Raw genomic sequence first — 18,997 nt, 5'->3', positions numbered from 1 at the left:
AATTTACTGAGATTGGTATTATTTTTAATATGAGATGTTTCATAAATTCATTACTTGTCTTTGATATTGGTTGTTTTGTTCTTCTAATGCACACTGATGATAGTGAACAAACAAAGCTTTTTGTTCTGGAAATAAATGAATACCATCTTGAAAAATCCGTTTGGCTTGATAAAAGCGTTGCATGTGCAGTAAACATTGGCCAAGTAATAATTGTCCGGTACTGTTATTTGGGTGAATGTTTAAGGATGTCTCAAATAAGGTGAGTGCTTTTTCATATCGATCAGTTTCCATATACAAGGAGGCTAAATGCTCCATCGAACTGGTGTTTTTGGGGTAGAGTGAAATCGCCTTTTTGTATAAATTGATGGCGTTATCGAGGTGGCCAAGGCGCTTCTCATCATTGGCTTTTTTGTCAAATGCCATGGAGGTTGAGATAATTTTATCTTTATTTTGTCCAGTAAAATGCACATAGCGTTCAAAATGGGTGTGCTTGAGATAATGGATATAACCTTTAAGCTCAGCGGCTGTTGGCTTTTTGTGAGCCAATCGATGCCAATCTTTGAAATCATTGATATCGATTTGGGCATGTTGGTTGGCAATATTACTGCGAACAAGTGTGGCCAGTGTGGGTTGATGTTTTTGGCTTTGATAGATAATGCTATGGGCAACAGCTTGCTGCTGTTCATTTTTGTCTAAGGCAACAATGTGGACGGTATACCATTGTTGATGGTTTTTATTGATCAGTATGTCACCCAATTGAATGTGTTCTGGGTTAATGGCGGCGTAACAGGGCAGGTTTGATGAAAGCAGTAGTATGAGTAAAAAATGGTAAAAACGCATGGATGTCCTAGAATCTTGCTGTCATTAGCCTTATTGCTTCAAATAGGCTTTTCCTTATGTGTTTAATACTGTAACGTGTTCGATTAACTGGTGTAAATAATCTATTTATACAATTGCTTATAAGCGCATCTTGTTGTAGGTCTAACTTTGAGACTCATGTACTTTGCTATGAGGTAAATTGAAGGACTAGTTGCCGATATTGAATAAACAATATCGGCACAGTTAATGTCAGGTATTTTATGGTGTTTGGAGTTAGTAGGCACTATCATGAACAGATTGAACGGCACGACCTGAAGGGTCTACAATGTTTTGCAAACTTTCATCCCATGCCAGCGCTTCTGGTGTTGAGCAAGCGACGGATTTGCCACCTGGTACCGTTTCTGCCGCACTGGGTAATGGGAAGTGCGTTTCAAAGAAGCAGCGATAAAAGTAAGCTTCTTTCGTGGCTGGTGTGTTATGAGGAAACTTAAATGCCGCGTTGGCTAATTGTTGATCGCTAACTTGTGTCTCAGCATGATCTTTTAGTCCATCAATCCAAGAGTAGCCCACACCGTCACTGAATTGTTCTTTTTGTCGCCAAGCCACAGACTCTGGCAGCTTATGTTCAAACGCTTCTCGTAGAATATGTTTTTCAATACGGCCATCTTTTGACATTTTTGCTTCAGGGTTAATACGCATAGCCACATCCATAAACTCTTTATCAAGGAAAGGTACGCGGGCTTCTAAGCCCCATGCAGCCATTGCTTTGTTAGCCCGTAAACAATCATATAAATGGAGTTTATCCAGTTTTCTGACCAACTCTTCATGAAAGGCCTGAGCATTTGGGGCTTTATGGAAATACAGATAACCACCAAATAACTCATCTGCGCCTTCACCCGATAACACCATTTTAATGCCCATGGCTTTAATTTTTCTTGCCATTAAGTACATGGGCGTTGCAGCGCGAATGGTGGTGACATCATAGGTTTCTAAGTGATAAATGACATCAATTAATGCATCTAATCCATCTTGAAAAGTAAAGGTCATTTCATGGTGTATGGTACCAATGGCATCAGCTACTTTTTTGGCTGCGATCAGATCCGGTGCCCCTTCTAAACCAACGGCAAAAGAATGTAATTGTGGCCACCAAGCACTGGTTTCACTGTTATTTTCTATACGACGCTTCGCAAAGGTCTGGGTAATAGCGGAGATCACAGATGAATCAAGTCCACCCGAGAGCAGTACACCATAAGGCACATCTGACATGAGCTGGCGTTTAACTGCACCTTCTAATGCATCACGGAGTGCTTCGACACTGGCGCCGTTGTCTGATACTTCTGAAAAAGCTCGCCAGTCTCGTTGATAATAATGGACAGGTTCACTCTGCTCACTACTCAGATAATGCCCAGGTTTGAAAATATCAACGGTTTTGCAAACAGGCATTAAGGCTTTCATTTCAGATGCAACATAAAATTGTCCATCTTCATCTCGCCCTGTGTACAAAGGAATAATGCCCATATGATCTCGACCAATGAGGTAAGTATCTTTGCTTTTGTCATAGAGAACAAACGCAAAAATACCATTAAGCTTATCAAGAAAATCGACTCCGTATTCTTGATACAGGGCTAAAATGACTTCGCAATCTGACAGGGTTTGATATTGATATTTTTCACCGAGTTCTGCTTTCAGTGCTTTATGGTTATATATTTCTCCATTAACAGCCAAAATAAGGTTGCCATCTTGACTGATTAGAGGTTGAGCACCGTTATCAATGTCTACAATGGCGAGGCGTTCGTGGGCTAGTATGGCTTTATCGCTGCTGTAAATGCCTGACCAATCAGGGCCACGATGACGCAGTAACTTTGACATTTCAAGGGCAACTTGTCTCAGTGCTGTCACATTTGAGTGAATATCTAAAATGGCAAATATAGAACACATAGTAAAACTCCTGAGCAGGGCAATCTGGTATTGAATTGAGTCTACTGTGACATTAAGTGGCTTTTTTTACAAATTTAAAAAGTGGAATTATTCATAAAAAGTGGCATTTTAATGATGATATCCTCATTTAAATGTGCTTAATATTATTGATTGTTCATTTTAGATGGTTTTTTTTTGATATTATACGATAATTGCTAGTGCTGGAGGGGCAAAGATTGTGGGTTCTGCAATGAAGGCGTAACAATATTGAATAATGCTCCATAACACTATTTTTGTTGTTAATTTGTGAGTTTGTTTTGTTTTTTGTATTACTTGTTTGCATTTATATTTTTTGTGTTTTTATTTATGTCATCTTTTTCTAAATGCCGATATTTTGGTCGATATCAAGGCAGGGTTTCGTACCTAATAGCCCGCTATGAGTAGAAAGCAGAACACAGATAGGCGCTAAAATTGTGATATTTAACGGCGCTGCTTAATCCGAGTTCAGGTTGGTATAACTAAAGTAAGGCAAGTGACACGTTAAAGATCTGTCACTTGCACAGTCGTTTTTAATGGGTAACGGGAGGGTGTGCGGGTCTTAATATGTGAAATTCAGTGCCTTCGTAGAAACCTGGCCAATCATTATTATCTGATAATTCATTTGCAGCATTAAAATATACATTGAGATCTTCCAGTGCACCGCGTAAATCCCAATCTTCTCGGTATTCATCACAAATATCATGATAACAGCCTTGTACATTCTTTTTCATTTGTGCCTTTTTGATGGCAGTTGCTTCATCAATGGGTTGATTACCGCCGCCAGCAAACACCGCTGGCACACCTTTTTTAGCAAAACTGAAATGATCTGAGCGGAAGAACCCACCGACTTCTGGTTTGGCTTCACTGATCGCATGACGATGTTGTCGCGTGACGTTTTTTATCAAATAATTTTCTAGTTCAGACTTACCCTTGCCAACGATAATATAATCTGTGGTGGGACCATAAATATTACTGCTATCTAAATTAAACACAGCAACGGTTTCGCTGAGTGGATAAATGGGATGATCAACATAATAACGAGAGCCTAATAAACCTTGTTCTTCTCCTGTGGTGGCAATGAAAGTTAAAGACCGTGCTTGTGGGCCATCTTCTTTTGCTTGTTTGATAAATTCTCTGGCTATGGCCAACATCCCTGCAGTACCAGAAGCATTATCGACGGCACCATTATAAATATTATCGCCTGATTTTTGTTTGTCAGTACCGATATGATCCCAATGGGCAGTGAATAGAATATGTTCATCAGACTGTGTTGAGCCTGGTAGTGTGGCGATAACATTGTAACTAGTTGAATAACTTACTTTATTTTCAAATGAAATAGAAGCTGTCATGTTTAGAGGCAGGTTAATTTCACTGGCAGATGCTCTATCGAGTAAATTTTTGAGTGGAAACCCTGCTTGTTTAAACAACTGCTTAGCCCTATCAAAGGTGAGCCAGCCTTCGATTAATACACGATTATTGCTGTCATTTTTATCGGGTTGCAGATCGTGTTGTGGGCCATTCCAGCTATTTTGTACGACAGACCAAGGATAGCCTGCTGCTTGAGATTGATGAATGATAATGGCACCTAATGCACCTTGGCGACTGGCTTCTTCAAATTTATAAGTCCAGCGTCCATAATAGGTCATGGCCTTTCCATTAAATAATTCACTGTTAGGATGTTTAAACCCTGGATCGTTGACCAAAATTAATGCGATTTTGCCTTTCATATCCAGATCTCGGTAGTCATTCCAATGGTATTCTGGTGCATTTATACCATAACCGACAAAGACTAAAGGTGCTTGTTCTATAGATATATTCTTTTGTTCATGACGACTATTGAGCATAATGTCTTGGTGGTTTTGTAGGTTTAGATCACCTAATCGAATGGTTTGCTCATTTGAAGCGGCGTAACTTATCATTGGGACTGCTTGTAAGTAGTTTTTACCATTTGGTTTTTTTAGGCCCATTTCTTCAAAGGAGCGAGTGAGAAATTGTAAGGTGAGTTTTTCCCCATAAGTATTGGGCGCGCGACCTTCAAATTTATCCGATGAAAGGATTTTAATATCTTGACGAAAATGAGATTCATCAAATAACGTTCTGCTTGCAGTTTCATTGGGGCTGCAAGCGATAATTTGTATTAATAATAAAAATAATACGAATACACGCATGTTTATTTCCTGTTAAATTTTTGTTCTTTTTATCACAACCACAGTTAATGTTAAATAAAATCTAATGAGTATTATGCCTTTCTGGAGGAATTAAAAGAAATGAAAGACTGTAAGAGAATGTAATTATGACGACTTAAATTGTACCTATTATTCTAAAAAATAAAGCTTTTTTATAACAATTAAACGATATTAATGTCTTTCACGCAATCAAAGATATGATTGGGTCTAAAAGGCTGCTGGTTAATATCACTTGATTGACTGACGCCACTGGTAACCAATACGGTTTCTAATCCAGCTTGAAAACCGGCAAGGATATCAGTATGCATATTATCACCAATAATAATCGTGTTATCAGAGTGGCCTTTAAGGTGATTCAGTGCAGAACGAATAATCCATGCACTGGGTTTACCGACATAAAAGGGCATACGGCCACTTATCCTTTCAATAGGGGCGCATAATGCTCCGCAAGCTGGATTGTAAGAGGGGCCATGTGTATCTGGGTTTGTGGCAATAAACCGAGCACCCTGAGCAACAAATTTGGCTGCTTTGTGGATCATATCCCAATTATAAGAGCGTGTTTCACCGACAATAACAAAGTCAGGATTAATATCGGTGATCGTAAAGCCAGCCTTATAAAGCTCATGTGTTAAGGCTCCTTCACCAATGACGTAGGCTTTACTACCATCTTGATGTTTTAAAAAATCCGCAGTGGCCATGGCGGAGGTATAAAAATGCGATTCAGGGATCGCGATACCTGCTGCGCCGAGTCTATTTTGAAGATCTTTTGCGGTTTGAACGGGATAGTTTGTCAATAAAACAAGCGGATTTCCTTGTTTTAAAATACGTTTAATGAAGACATCGCTGCCAGGAATAAGCTTATTGTCATGGAGAAGAACGCCATCGATATCACAGATAATATTTTTCATTGATTACTTCCACTTGATTGCCAAATAAACTCTTTCAAAGTATATCATTTTTTGGAAGGGAGCGGCATTAACAAGGAGCTTTTGGCATGTTAAGCAAGGGAGTATTTGATTTTTATTATGTTGTGATAAAAGGACGGATTATTGCAGAGGCAAAGTGGGAAATATTAGCCACCATTTATCGTGATAAACAGAATAAATGGTGGCAGGGTGCTTGATACTATGGACTAGTCTGGTGCGTAGCCATTAATAGGCAGACATTGATCATCCAAAAAGGCTTGGTTTGCATGCATTTTGAGTCGACCTAGACTGAACCACTTAACCACTAAAGGATAAATTCGATGTTCTTGTTCATGAACGCGTTCCGTTAAGGTGTCTGGTGTGTCTTCATCAAAAACGGGAACGTTAGCCTGTAAAATAACGGGGCCAGCGTCCAGTTTGGGGATCACGAAATGGACACTGGCCCCGTGCTCTTTATCATTGGATGCTAATACCGCTTTATGGGTATTTAAACCAGGATATTTAGGCAGTAAAGAAGGATGTATGTTGATCATTTTTCCTTCATATCTCAGCACTAATTCATCACTTAAAATACGCATAAAACCAGCCAACACGATTAAATCTGGCTGATATTGATCAATCACTGGAATGAGACGTTTGTCATATTCAAGACGGTTTTCGCCTTGATGAGGAATAATACAGCTGGTGTTGACCTCAGCCATATGAGCACGTGTTAAACCGTAGGCATTAGGGTTGTTACTGATAACCCCAACGATATCAGCTTGTGGATTATCATCACAGCTATCCATGATAGCTTGTAAATTACTGCCACTACCAGAAATAAGCACAAGAATACGACAAGGCTGACTCATTAAATTATCTCCACTTGCTCATCATCGGCTTGACGATGTGCAATATGACCCATAAGCCAAGCTTGTTCGCCTTCTTCAGCTAATAATGCAAGTGCAGTGTCAACTTTATCTTCAGGTAAAGCAATGAGCATACCGACACCACAATTAAAAGTACGGTACATTTCAAATTCGCTGATATTACCTTGTTGCATTAACCAATGAAAGATGGTTGGCCATTGCCAAGATTGGCCTTGAATGATGGCTTTGCAATCATCGGGTAATACGCGAGGGATATTTTCCCAGAAACCACCGCCAGTGATGTGAGCCATTGCATGGACATCGGATGCATCGATAAGTTTTAGCAAGGGTTTAACATAAATTTTGGTAGGTTCGATTAAGTGGTCGATTAAAGGTTTATCCTCTAAAAGAGTGAGTGGGTCAACACCACTGACTTCGAGAACTTTACGAATGAGTGAAAACCCATTGGAATGAGGGCCACTTGAGGCTAATGCGATAAGTGCATCACCTGCTTTTACTTTACTACCGTCAATGACATCTTCTTTTTCGACCACACCAACACAAAAACCTGCTAAGTCGTAATCTTCGCCTTCATACATACCCGGCATTTCAGCGGTTTCTCCGCCAATCAGTGCGCAGCCAGATTGATGACAGCCTTCAGCAATGCCATTGACAACAGAGGTTGCAGTGGCGACATCTAATTTACCGGTGGCATAATAGTCAAGAAAAAATAAAGGCTCAGCGCCCGATACAATCAAATCATTGACACACATGGCAACCAGATCAACGCCTACACTGTCGTGTTTTTTATGATCAATAGCCAATCTGAGCTTTGTTCCTACACCATCAGTGCCAGATACAAGTACAGGATGTTTATATTTAGTTGGGAGTTCACATAGGGCGCCAAAGCCACCTAAGTTGCCCATGACCTCGGGGCGATGAGTGCGTTTAACTGCAGATTTTATGTTATCGACAAGTGCATTTCCGGCATCAATATCGACACCTGCGTCTTTGTAGCTCAATGGAGTAGTTGGAGTGCTCACGAAGATCCTCTCAGGTACGGGTACATCGTTATAGGATTTTATGCGGCGCCATTCTACCAGTTTGCGAGATAGCTCGAAAGGCATGTTTGGTGTTTTAAAGCGTGATAAGGGCCTATATATGAAAATTATATGTTTTAGAACGAGAACAAATACACTAAGATTGTACAAATTTGTTGTCTCAAATATCAATAAAATGAGGATTAAGAGTATGAAAGTCGTTGAAGTCAAGCACCCTTTAGTGCGCCATAAAGTCGGATTGATGCGCGAAGGTGAGATCAGTACTAAACGTTTTCGTGAGCTAGCCGCTGAAGTGGGTAGTTTATTAACTTATGAGGCAACAGCGGATTTTGAAACGGAAACAGTGACCATTGAGGGGTGGAATGGACCGGTCAGTGTTGAGCAAATCAAAGGTAAAAAAGTAACTGTGGTTCCAATTTTACGTGCGGGTCTTGGTATGATGGATGGTGTATTAGAGCACCTACCGAGTGCCAGAATTTCGGTGGTGGGTATGTATCGTGATGAAGAAACATTGCAGCCTGTTCCTTACTTTGAAAAGCTAGCCAGTCATATACATGAGCGTATTGCTTTGGTGGTTGATCCCATGCTTGCGACGGGGGGCTCGATGATCTCGACGATTGACTTACTAAAAGACAGGGGTTGTACAGCCATCAAAGCCTTAGTATTGGTTGCAGCGCCTGAAGGAGTGGCTGCATTAGCAGAGGCGCATCCTGATGTTGAACTTTATACTGCGGCAATTGATGATTGTCTTAATGAACAAGGTTATATTTTACCGGGGCTGGGTGATGCTGGCGATAAAATTTTCGGGACTAAATAATCCTCATCCATCTTGTTGAGCAATAAAAAAGGGAGCTGATGCTCCCTTTTTTATTGCGTGTTTTATTCTTTACTAGAGCACCATAGCTGCAATCCAACCAAAAACCAGTAATGGAATGTTGTAGTGGATAAAGGTGGGGATCACACTGTCATTGATATGATCGTGTTGTCCGTCTGCGTTTAAACCTGCAGTGGGACCTAAGGTCGAGTCAGAGGCTGGTGAGCCTGCATCGCCTAATGCTGCTGCGGTTCCCACCAATGCTATGGTTGCTGGTACAGAGAAACCAAAGCCTAATGACAGAGGGACATAAATTGTTGCGATAATCGGAATAGTTGAAAATGATGAGCCGATTCCCATAGTGATCAATAGTCCAACCAATAACATTAAAAAGGCTGCAAGAGGTTTATTATTCCCGATGATTTCATGTAGTGAGGCCACGAGTGTATTGACATCGCCAGTGGCTTTAATAACTGCGGCAAAGCCTGCCGCCGAGATCATGATGAAGCCAATATTGGCCATCATACGGACACCTTGATTAAAAATATCTTGATCGGCTACATGCTTTAATGCACCAGAAAAACTGAAAATGATAAAACCCATTAATGCGCCAAAAATCATTGAACCTGTATAAAGTTGTACCGTAAGCGCGGACACAATTGCTGCGATAGCAATCATAATATTCTTTTTTTGTACTTTTTCTTCAGGTTCAGCTTTTAAAATCGCAGACTCACTATACTCTCTTGGTTTTCGATAGCTAATAAACACCGCGATGAGTAAACCTACAATCATACCTATGGCAGGCAGTAACATAGCGGCAGGTATTTGTTCGCGTACAGCATGAAGACCATTATTATTGAGGTTGGCTAGAAGAATATTGTTTAAGAAAATCCCGCCAAACCCTACTGGGATAATCATATAAGTGGTGACCAAACCAAATGTTATCACACAAGCAACAAGTCTTCTATCAAGGTGTAACTTAGACATAACATGTAGCAAAGGGGGGATCAAAATAGGAATGAAAGCAATATGAATTGGAATGAGATTTTGTGAAGAAATAGCCATGGCAAGAATGGCCAATAATAATCCCCAGCGCACGGTTGTTAGGTTGGAGGAGTTTTGCTCTTTACCTAAGGCATTAATGACTTTTTGTGAAATTAATGTGGTTAATCCTGAATGTGAGAGTGCAACGGCAAATGCACCTAATAATGCATAACTTAAGGCAATTTGGGCCCCCCCGCCTAAGCCTGTATTGAAGGCATCAACAGTATGTTGTAAATCGATTCCCCCGACCAGTCCGGCGACAAGCGCACTGACGGTTAATGCGATAACAACATTAACTCTGGCGACACTAAGCACCAACATTAAACAAACGGCAATCACAACGGCATTCATAAGCTTCTTTCTTATTGTTTGAGTGACGAAAAGCCTTATAGTGTGACGACTATTTATCACTTGTCCAGTGCTTATGATTTGTTGTTTACATATAAAGATCATAACTTAGCTGTTATAAGCTCTATTTCCTCTATTTCCTCTATTTCCTCTATTTATGTGAGGATAAAATGATGGCTATTTGTTCACATAAAGGAGATTTAAATTTAAATTTATCGATATTGGCCTCAAATAGGTTGTACCTTGCCATACACTGCCTATAATGCCTGTAGCTTTTTGTAGATGATCTTATTCAATCCATAGATGGAGACATAAAATGAGTGTATTAGTAGGCCGTTCAGCACCTGATTTTACTGCAGCAGCAGTACTTGGTAATGGTGAAATTGTTGATAGCTTTAACTTAAGCGAAGCTATTAAAGGTAAGCCAGCGGTGATCTTTTTCTATCCACTTGACTTTACTTTTGTTTGTCCTTCAGAGTTGATCGCTTTTGATCACCGTATTGAAGAATTCACTAAACGTGGTGTCGAAGTAATTGGCGTATCGATTGATTCACAATTTACGCATAATGCATGGCGTAATACCCCTGTTGATCAAGGTGGTATTGGGCAAGTGAAATACACTTTAGTTGCAGATGTTAAGCATGAGATCTGTAAGGCTTATGATGTTGAACATCCTGAAGCTGGTGTGGCTTTCCGTGGTTCTTTCCTTGTTGATAAGGCAGGTCAAGTTCGTCATCAAGTGGTGAACGATTTACCACTTGGACGTAATGTTGATGAAATGCTACGTATGATCGATGCACTTCAATTCCACGAAGAGCATGGCGACGTATGTCCTGCGGGTTGGGAAAAAGGTGACAAAGGTATGGATGCAAGCCCAGAAGGTGTAGCATCTTACCTAAGTAATAATGCTGACGAGCTATAAAGCGACTTGATATAAAGAACGTTAAATAGCATAAAAAAAAGCTGCGATAATCGCAGCTTTTTTTATGCATTTATTTTATCGAGTATCGTTGAGTTAAACTGAATCATAAGTGATGACTCAGTAATCTCTTACGCTTCGTTTAGGGATTCTTCGGTGGTTACAGCTTTATTTTCTTGAGACTCATCGATTAAGGGCCAGCCACCTAAACTCTTCCAACGATTCACAATAAGACAAAATAGTTCTGCGGTTCGCTCCGTATCATATAAAGCAGAATGGGCTTGTTTATTATCAAATGCAATTCCAGCCATACTACAGGCTTTTGCTAATACAGTATGCCCAATTGCAAGTCCTGCAAGAGTGGCGGTATCGAAAGTGGCGAAAGGATGAAAAGGTGTGCGCTTTAATCCGTTACGTTCTATGGCTTTGGTGACAAAACCATGATCAAAGGCCGCGTTATGGGCAACAATGATACTGCGATGACAATCAGCGGCTTTTTGTGCTTTTTTCACTTCTTTGAAAATGTCTAAAAAGGCTTGTTTTTCATCTACTGCGCCTCGAAGTGGATTGGTGGGATCGATACCATTAAAGGCTAATGCTTCAGGTTCTAGGTTCGCTCCTTCAAAAGGCTCTATATGGTAATGCAGTGTTTTATCTAAGATTAAGTTACCTTCATTATCCATTTTTAATAGCGTTACCGCTATTTCTAGCAACGCATCCGTTTGAGCATTAAATCCTGCTGTTTCTACGTCGATGACAACAGGAAAGTAGCCTCTAAAGCGGTGTTTCATTTTATGCGCGTCGCAAATATCAGTCATGCATTTATCCTAATTATTTATCTGGTGGCATTATACCTATCCCTAAGCGACTTGAAAATGCATGTTTTTAGCGTGGGTAAAAGGGATGATTGTCATGCGTGATGAAAATCGTGACTTGAAATGCTGCTTGTCTAAAGTTATCGATAGTAGAGTCGATAGAATATATTATTTGATAATAAAGGTGTGTTGATATGCGATGGCGTATATTGTTAGCTGTTATACTATGTTGCGCTTTTTCAGTTAAAGCTCAATTGAGAACATTTGTTGCTGATATTGATACGGCCCAGTGGCAGTTAAGTCTTAATAACCCGTTATCGTGTCAATTAATCCATGATATTCCTGCCTATGGAAAAGCCATATTTACCAGTCAGGCCAATAAAAAAAGTAATCTTAACTTTACGTTAGATATGTGGGTTAAACCCAGTAAATTGACCAAAGTACAGTTACAGAGTATGGCGCCTAAATGGCGTCCTGGCACCGTGGGACAAGTCTTGGCTGAATTAGATTTTTATCCTTCTTTTAATGGTGAGTTATTAGATGGTTTAGCTTGGAGTATGTTAGCTCAACTTAATTCAGGTATGCAGCCAACATTTTCTTATTTGGATTGGTATAACAAGCAAGATAGAGTGAGCGTAGGGTTATCATCAGCTAATTTTAAGTCGACATATGAATCCTTTAGAGCTTGTGTATCTCAATTATTACCGTATTCATTTGAAGATATCGCTTTTACAGTTTTATCTTACCGCTCTGGTAGTGATCAATTAACAGACATGGCTCAACATCAGTTAGCGCGAGTTAATGCCTATTTGGCTGTTGACCCAAGTGTTGAGTTGGTTTTAATTGATGCCTATAGCGACAGCTATGGCTCTCGGCAATACAATCAAACATTATCCCAAGATAGAGCTGATTCTCTTAAAGCGATATTGGTTGCAAGTGGAATTGATAATGATCGTATTGTGACATTTGCTCATGGTGAAAAGCGGCAAGTGGCTTCTAATCGCAGTATTGAGGAAAGGGATAAAAATCGGCGAGTCGTGATAAAGATCATCAAATCTTAGTGATTAAGGGATAGTAGGTAAAATAAATTAACTTGAAAGTTATTGATTTTAAAAAAGCAACGATCAATAAAGTGTAAAAAATAGTCTGTTAGTGTAGTTAAATGATGATGTTAATGATAATTAATTATTTAATCTATGCTTAAAAAGTAAAACCCATTTCTACTTTTTGATAATTTAGTTGATTTTTTGGTTTTAAAAATAAAAATGCCCGCTGAATATCAGCGGGCTGCAAGAATATGTTTTGCAATCAACAAATTGAAGGAAGGAAGTCATGCACAAGAAGCTGTGGAAACACTTCTATAATCATTCACTAAAGCATAATGCTCTATGTTCTCATCTCTGCTAGTAGACACTTCCTGAGAACGCAATAATGATAGTATTATCATCTAATAATAACAAACGAGAAAAACTGTATTTATTGATTAGTAATTCTAATGTTGGATTGGTGAGTTATGCACACTAAAAGTGAGTTAATATCATATAAATAAATGATATTTAATTATTTTATATGTTATTAATCCGGCATGATAATAAATTAATGTTATTAATTTATTAATGTTTTCCAATAAAATTCATACAGTATTTTCTACTTACATTCACTTTGCCAACCTTGATGAAGAATAACAATACCAAAGTCTAAGTTGTTGTTTTATTTGTTGAGTCTATTATTCGTCTTATTGATTTATACTAAAGTCGGGGCTTATTTGGATCTTTATGGTGTTTTTAGGCTTTTTCTTTTGTTATGTATTGTTGCATCTGATTTTGCCTGAGCATTCACAATTGGCGATAGGCTAGGTATAGTAGGCCTTTCTTTTTACTTAGATTGGCATTTATTAACGTGATGTTTCGCTGGCCCATTTTTATTTATTATGAAGATACTGATGCAGGTGGCGTGGTTTACCATGCCAATTACTTAAAGTTTTTTGAGCGTGCAAGAAGTCAGTGGTTAAATGAACTTGGCATCAGTCAAGCTGATTTGCTTGCCGATGATTTGGCTTTTGCCATTAAGCATAGTGAACTCGATTTTTGTAAACCAGCAAGATTAGAACAGAACTTAATAGTGGAAACCAAGGTCAATAAGGTTAATCGTGCCTCTTTGTTATTTGAGCAGCAACTCGTTGATGAAGAGGGAACTGTGTATTGTAAAGCAATGATCTTAGTGGCTTGTATTTCATTATCTGAAATGAAAGCTAAAGCTATACCGAAAAATATTATCAAGGAGTTTTCCTGTGGAAGCTGATATCTCTTTAGTTGGTCTATTTTTACAGGCCAGTTTACTGGTTAAATTTGTCATGTTGACCTTACTGGCGTTATCTGTTGTGTCGTGGGGGGTCATTTTACAACGACGTAAATTATTGACCTCAGCAAAAGTACAAACTGAAAAATTTGAAGATAAATTTTGGTCCGGTGTAGATTTAAATAAACTTTATCAAGAGCTTTCCGCGCGTCAAGAGAGTAATACTGGCACTGAGTTACTCTTTGTCACTGGGTTTAAAGAATATGCAAGATTAAGTAAGTTAAACGGTCGAGTACCAGAAGCGGTGATGGACGGGAGTTATAGAGCAATGAGAGTGTCACTGTCTAGAGAGTTGGACAGTTTAGAAACTCATTTACCTTTATTGGCAACGATAGGGTCAACAAGTCCTTATATTGGTTTGTTTGGAACAGTATGGGGCATCATGAATTCTTTTATTGCATTGGGTGCAGTGGAAAATGCTACGTTGGCCATGGTCGCTCCTGGTATTGCTGAAGCGTTAATTGCAACAGCTATGGGATTATTTGCCGCTATTCCTGCTGTAATTGCATATAATCGCTTTTCAACTCAAGTTGAGAAGATTGAAATGGCGTATGCTAATTTTATGGAAGAGTTCTCCAGCATATTGCACCGTCAAGCATATAGCGAAAAGGATAAAGGATAATGCAGCAAGGCTATCAACGAAAACGTCGTCGTCCTGTGGCTGAGATCAATGTTGTGCCTTATATCGATGTTATGTTGGTACTCTTGATTATTTTTATGGTCACAGCCCCTATTGTGACACAAGGAGTGAAAGTCGATTTGCCTCAAGGCGCAGCTGAAACGTTACCCGCTGACAGTAAACCGCCAGTTGTGGCATCGATTGATGCACAAGGTGATTATTATTTAGATGTGGGGAGTGTCAGTAATCGGCAGACCCTGAGTCTGGATGAAATAGCGGTGAGAGTGGCGGCTATTATTCAATTAGAGCCCCAAAGACCCGTTGTTGTTAAAGCGGATAAAAGTATTGCCTATGAGAAAGTTATTCAACTAATGGTGACCTTACAAAATGCAGGAGTGCCTTCGGTTGGATTAATGACTGATGCGCAAAAGGAGAAATAGGTGGCTGAAAAATCAAAGTTAAGTATACCCATTTCTATTTCGGCAACGATACATATCGGTGTGATTGTGTTGTTGGTGTTGAATATCAATTTTGATGATAAACCTGAAGTGATGCCTCAAGCTAGTGCACCTGCATTGCAAGCGGTTGTTGTGAACCAGTCACAAGTTACTCAACAAGTTGAAAAATTGAAGGCTCAGAAACTTGCGGCAGAACGTAAGGAAAAACAACGTCAAGATGAGCTGGAACGTCAAGCTGATCAAGCGCGCAAGGACAGAGAGCAAGAGCAACTTAAAATCAAAAAACTTGAGCAACAACGCCAACAAAAAGAGAAAGAAACACAACAAGCATTAGCGGCGGCAAAAGCGGCGAAAGTGAAGCAACAGCAAGAGTTAGAAAAAGCACAACAAGCTGAGGTGCAACGTAAACAAAAGGAAAAAGAGCGTCAAGCTGCTGAGGCTGCGGCTAAACAAGCAGCAGAGAAACGTCAGCAAGAAGAAGCTGCTGCAAAAAAGGCTGCCGATGAACGCAAACGAAAAGCAGATGCTGAACGTAAGCGACAAGCTGAAGAGAAAGCGCGGCAAGAACAAGAAAAAATGATGCAAGAAGCATTAGCAAAAGAGCAAGCTAATCTGTCAAGTGTTAAAAATAAACAGCTAATGTCAGAGGTCAATAAATATCGTGCGATGATTAAAGCCACGATAGAACGTAACTTAGTCACTAACGAATCCATGAGAGGGAAAAGTTGTAAAGTGTTTGTGCGTTTGGCAAAAGATGGCTTTGTCACGGCAGTGAAAACATTGGGTGGTGATAATGTGGTCTGTCGTGCAGCAGAAACTGCAATAACAAAAGCCGGGCGTTTACCTGTCTCTGCAGAACCGGATGTTTATGAAAAGTTAAGAGAAATCAACTTAACTGTGTCTCCCGATAAGTTTAATTAAAGGATTCTTATGAAAGTATTAGGAAAATATTTGGTTTTAATACTTGTACTTTGTTCAGCCCCAGTCAAGGCGGCATTGGACATTGTTATTACCGAAGGGGTTGATGCGGCACGTCCTATTGTGGTTATGCCGTTTAAATGGGAGGGACAAGGTCCTGTTCCTTCACAAATCTCAGATGTTGTGACATCTGATCTGGCTCGCAGTGGCACCTTTCATCCAATTGATACATTTGGACTACCTCAAAAAGCATTATCTGGCATCATTGATTTTAATGCCGCTGCTTGGGGGAAAGTGAGTGCAGAAGCTGTTGTGGCGGGTACAGTGAAACCTTATGGTGCTGGGCAATATTTAGTTAGTTTTGATTTGATAGACTTAATTAAAGCTCAGCAGGATCCAACGGCGACAAAAAATGATTTGCTCCTTGATACCCGCGAGGCTGTGATCTCTGAAGCACAGTTTAGGCAATATGCGCATAGGATCAGTGATATTGTTTATGAAAAATTGACAGGAATTAAAGGGGCCTTTTTAACGCGTATTGCTTATGTTGTTGTCAAGCATGGCGATAAGTTTCCTTATCGTTTAATGATTGCAGATTACGACGGTTTTAATGAGCAAATGCTCTTACGTTCACCTGAGCCATTGATGTCACCTAGTTGGTCTCCAGATGGAAGACAGTTAGCCTATGTGAGTTTTGAAAATAAAAAATCTGAGATTTATATCCAAGATATTTATACTCAGGCTAGAACAAAAGTGACCAGCTATCCGAATATTAATGGTGCACCCGCTTTTTCACCGGATGGTAAGAAATTAGCGATTACACTGTCAAAAGATGGGCAACCGGATATTTATATTGTTGATATTGCAACAAAGGCTTTAAAGCGCGTCACAAATCATTATGCGATTGATACAGAAGCAAAATGGTTTCCAGATGGTAAATCGTTATTATTTACTTCTGAGAGAGGGGGAAGGCCACAGTTATATCGTGCTTATTTAGACACTGGAAAAATCTCCCGTTTGACCTTTGAAGGTGAATGGAATTTAGGTGGAACTGTGATGCCTGACGGAAGAGGCATTGTATTTGTTAATCGAACAAAAGGTAAATTTCATATTGCCAGAATGGATTTAAAAACCCGTTTTATGCAAGTGTTGACGGAGACACACTTAGATGAGTCTCCAAGTATTGCGCCTAATGGCACAATGGTTATATATGGGACGACTTATCAAGGCAAACAAGTTTTGGCCGCGGTATCGATGGATGGGCGATTTAAAGCAAGATTACCAATGGGACAAGGGGAAGTAAAATCGCCTTCTTGGTCACCATTTCTCTAACTAAACTATAAGATTAAGGATTTAATGATGGATTTAAATAAGCTCTTTAAAGCGATGTTGGTAGTACTTCCTATTATGGCAGTAAGTGCTTGTAGTTCAACATCGGAAACTGAAACCGATGCAACAAGCACCAATGGGTCGACCTCAAGTGAGTCAGCAAATGGTGTTCAAACGGGTGGTGTTGCGCCAATCGTTTCTCCTGAGGAACAGCAACGTCTTAAGTTCCAAGAGTTAAGAAAAGAAAATACCATTTATTTTGAGTTTGATAACAGTACGATTACGCCTCAATTTGAAGAAATTCTAAAAGCGCATGCGGCTTATTTAGTGGCTCATTCAAATGTAAAAGTTGTTATCGAAGGTTATACTGATGATCGTGGTACGCCAGAATATAACATTGCTTTAGGTGAGCGACGTGCAAAGTCAGTTGCTAAATATTTACAAAGTATGGGCGTATTACCGAGTCAAATGAGTATTGTGAGTTATGGCGAAGAGAAACCTGCTGATACTTCACGTACAGATGCAGGTTTTGCTCAAAACCGCCGAGCTATTTTAGTCTATTAATAAAAGTACAGGGTTCAGTTTATGAAAGTCGCCGCATTGATTGCGGCAATATCCCTTACAACAGGCGCTGCTTTTGCAGCGCCTGCTCCTGTTGAGGATATTGCTACTACTTCAAGCTCTATTAATACTAGAGTGGCACAGTTAGAAAGGATTATTAAGGCAAAACAGCAAAGTGAATATGATATGCAGCAGCGGCTAGACGCTTTGCAGCAGGATGTCTTAGATTTAAGAGGATTGACTGAACAGCAAGGTTATCAGATTAATCAAATGCTGCAGCGTCAAAGGCAGCTATATGATGATATTGCTAATTTAACGAATGCTGCGGCAGCGCCAAAGACAAATGAGGCAACAGAGCAAGCATCCAGTTCGTTAGGTGAGACAGCAAGTTACGAAAAAGCGGTTAATTTAGTACTTAAAGATCGAAAATATGATGACGCGATTCCGGCATTTCGTCAGTTTATCGATGAATATCCAAATTCTACTTATGCTGCGAATGCAAATTATTGGTTAGGTCAGTTATTGTATAACAAGGGAGACTTAGCTCAAGCTCAAATGGCTTTTACGACTGTTGTTGAAAAATATAAAGAGTCTACGAAACGGGCTGACAGCATGGTTAAATTAGGAATGATTGCGAAAAAACAAGGTAACACGGCGAGTGCCCGTAAATTTTATCAAAATGTCATCAAAGAGTACGCAAATAGTGCCGCCGCTCGTATAGCAGAACAAAAACTAGCCGAGCTATAGTGGTAACTAATTCAAAAATTAATCTTCTAGATTGTTTTTCAGGCAACTAGAAAAAAAGGTTTAATTTGCGCTTGCATGAAGAGATTAAAACGGTATTATAGGCGCCCTCAGAACGAGATAGTCGTTTTAAGGTATCAAATAGTTAATAGTTAATAACTGTTTTACATGTTATTTATCATTAACATAATTGATAGAAGATGGGTCGTTAGCTCAGTCGGTAGAGCAGTTGGCTTTTAACCAATTGGTCGAAGGTTCGAATCCTTCACGACCC

At 39.6% G+C, this 18,997-nt stretch carries 19 protein-coding genes and 1 tRNA gene; 12 read left to right on the top strand and 8 right to left on the bottom strand.

Annotated features, from left to right (window positions below; translation table 11 throughout):
* Window positions 1-39: 39 nt before the first annotated feature.
* From Q0976_RS09900 to Q0976_RS09885, 4 genes are all read right to left on the bottom strand, one after another.
* Window positions 40-840 carry a tetratricopeptide repeat protein gene (locus Q0976_RS09900; RefSeq protein WP_299493500.1) on the bottom strand — a complete coding sequence of 267 codons (801 nt, stop codon included), beginning with the start codon at window positions 838-840 and terminating at the stop codon, window positions 40-42.
* 252 nt (window positions 841-1,092) lie between these two features.
* Window positions 1,093-2,757: an asparagine synthase B gene (gene asnB / locus Q0976_RS09895; RefSeq protein WP_299493498.1), complete on the bottom strand. Its 1,665-nt coding sequence runs from the start codon at window positions 2,755-2,757 to the stop codon at window positions 1,093-1,095.
* A gap of 548 nt (window positions 2,758-3,305) precedes the next feature.
* Entirely contained in the window at window positions 3,306-4,943 is a 1,638-nt protein-coding gene (locus Q0976_RS09890) for a M28 family metallopeptidase (RefSeq protein ID WP_299493496.1), read from the bottom strand.
* 179 nt (window positions 4,944-5,122) lie between these two features.
* Window positions 5,123-5,869, bottom strand: a complete 747-nt coding sequence (locus Q0976_RS09885) for an HAD-IIA family hydrolase (protein ID WP_299493494.1) — start codon at window positions 5,867-5,869, stop codon at window positions 5,123-5,125.
* Window positions 5,870-5,955: 86 nt separating this feature from the next.
* Here Q0976_RS09885 and Q0976_RS09880 point away from each other — a divergent pair, with 86 nt between their 5' ends.
* Window positions 5,956-6,084, top strand: a complete 129-nt coding sequence (locus Q0976_RS09880) for a hypothetical protein (protein ID WP_299493492.1) — start codon at window positions 5,956-5,958, stop codon at window positions 6,082-6,084.
* A 9-nt stretch (window positions 6,085-6,093) separates the two neighbouring features.
* Here Q0976_RS09880 and purN read toward each other — a convergent pair whose 3' ends face one another.
* A complete protein-coding gene (gene purN / locus Q0976_RS09875; protein ID WP_299493471.1) occupies window positions 6,094-6,738 on the bottom strand; it encodes a phosphoribosylglycinamide formyltransferase in 645 nt (214 codons plus the stop codon).
* Complete coding sequence (gene purM, locus Q0976_RS09870) at window positions 6,738-7,778, bottom strand: phosphoribosylformylglycinamidine cyclo-ligase (protein WP_299493469.1); 1,041 nt, start codon at window positions 7,776-7,778, stop codon at window positions 6,738-6,740. The genes purN and purM overlap by 1 nt, the downstream gene beginning before the upstream one ends.
* Window positions 7,779-7,986: 208 nt before the next feature.
* Here purM and upp point away from each other — a divergent pair, with 208 nt between their 5' ends.
* On the top strand, window positions 7,987-8,613 hold the full coding sequence (upp, locus tag Q0976_RS09865) for a uracil phosphoribosyltransferase (RefSeq protein WP_299493467.1): 627 nt from the start codon (window positions 7,987-7,989) through the stop codon (window positions 8,611-8,613).
* 72 nt (window positions 8,614-8,685) lie between these two features.
* Here upp and Q0976_RS09860 read toward each other — a convergent pair whose 3' ends face one another.
* Window positions 8,686-10,005, bottom strand: a complete 1,320-nt coding sequence (locus Q0976_RS09860) for a Na+/H+ antiporter family protein (protein WP_299493465.1) — start codon at window positions 10,003-10,005, stop codon at window positions 8,686-8,688.
* Between the two features lie 313 nt (window positions 10,006-10,318).
* On the opposite strand from Q0976_RS09860, the gene Q0976_RS09855 reads away from it, so the two are divergent.
* Window positions 10,319-10,924, top strand: a complete 606-nt coding sequence (locus tag Q0976_RS09855; protein WP_299493463.1) for a peroxiredoxin C — start codon at window positions 10,319-10,321, stop codon at window positions 10,922-10,924.
* Window positions 10,925-11,052: 128 nt separating this feature from the next.
* On the opposite strand, the gene rnt is transcribed toward Q0976_RS09855, so the two are convergent.
* Complete coding sequence (gene rnt / locus Q0976_RS09850; RefSeq protein ID WP_299493461.1) at window positions 11,053-11,739, bottom strand: ribonuclease T; 687 nt, start codon at window positions 11,737-11,739, stop codon at window positions 11,053-11,055.
* A gap of 191 nt (window positions 11,740-11,930) precedes the next feature.
* Here rnt and Q0976_RS09845 point away from each other — a divergent pair, with 191 nt between their 5' ends.
* The 9 genes from Q0976_RS09845 to Q0976_RS09805 all read left to right on the top strand — a co-directional run bounded on the left by Q0976_RS09845 (window position 11,931) and on the right by Q0976_RS09805 (window position 18,997).
* On the top strand, window positions 11,931-12,797 hold the full coding sequence (locus tag Q0976_RS09845) for an OmpA family protein (protein ID WP_299493459.1): 867 nt from the start codon (window positions 11,931-11,933) through the stop codon (window positions 12,795-12,797).
* Window positions 12,798-13,635: 838 nt separating this feature from the next.
* Window positions 13,636-14,037: a tol-pal system-associated acyl-CoA thioesterase gene (gene ybgC / locus Q0976_RS09840; RefSeq protein ID WP_299493458.1), complete on the top strand. Its 402-nt coding sequence runs from the start codon at window positions 13,636-13,638 to the stop codon at window positions 14,035-14,037.
* Window positions 14,027-14,716, top strand: a complete 690-nt coding sequence (tolQ, locus tag Q0976_RS09835) for a protein TolQ (protein WP_299493456.1) — start codon at window positions 14,027-14,029, stop codon at window positions 14,714-14,716. The genes ybgC and tolQ overlap by 11 nt, the downstream gene beginning before the upstream one ends.
* A complete protein-coding gene (tolR, locus tag Q0976_RS09830; RefSeq protein WP_299493454.1) occupies window positions 14,716-15,153 on the top strand; it encodes a protein TolR in 438 nt (145 codons plus the stop codon). Before tolQ ends, tolR begins: the two co-directional genes overlap by 1 nt.
* Window positions 15,154-16,092, top strand: a complete 939-nt coding sequence (gene tolA / locus Q0976_RS09825) for a cell envelope integrity protein TolA (protein WP_299493452.1) — start codon at window positions 15,154-15,156, stop codon at window positions 16,090-16,092.
* A 9-nt stretch (window positions 16,093-16,101) separates the two neighbouring features.
* Window positions 16,102-17,421, top strand: coding sequence for a Tol-Pal system beta propeller repeat protein TolB (gene tolB, locus Q0976_RS09820; protein ID WP_299493450.1), 1,320 nt, complete (start codon window positions 16,102-16,104; stop codon window positions 17,419-17,421).
* Between the two features lie 27 nt (window positions 17,422-17,448).
* A complete protein-coding gene (gene pal / locus Q0976_RS09815) occupies window positions 17,449-17,982 on the top strand; it encodes a peptidoglycan-associated lipoprotein Pal (protein ID WP_299493735.1) in 534 nt (177 codons plus the stop codon).
* Between the two features lie 21 nt (window positions 17,983-18,003).
* Window positions 18,004-18,726 carry a tol-pal system protein YbgF gene (gene ybgF, locus Q0976_RS09810; protein ID WP_299493448.1) on the top strand — a complete coding sequence of 241 codons (723 nt, stop codon included), beginning with the start codon at window positions 18,004-18,006 and terminating at the stop codon, window positions 18,724-18,726.
* 199 nt (window positions 18,727-18,925) lie between these two features.
* Window positions 18,926-18,997 (top strand) — tRNA-Lys (locus tag Q0976_RS09805).

The sequence above is a fragment of the uncultured Shewanella sp. genome (assembly GCF_947501665.1).
Classification (GTDB): domain Bacteria; phylum Pseudomonadota; class Gammaproteobacteria; order Enterobacterales; family Shewanellaceae; genus Shewanella.
This window is presented reverse-complemented; position numbering and strand designations above follow the sequence as displayed.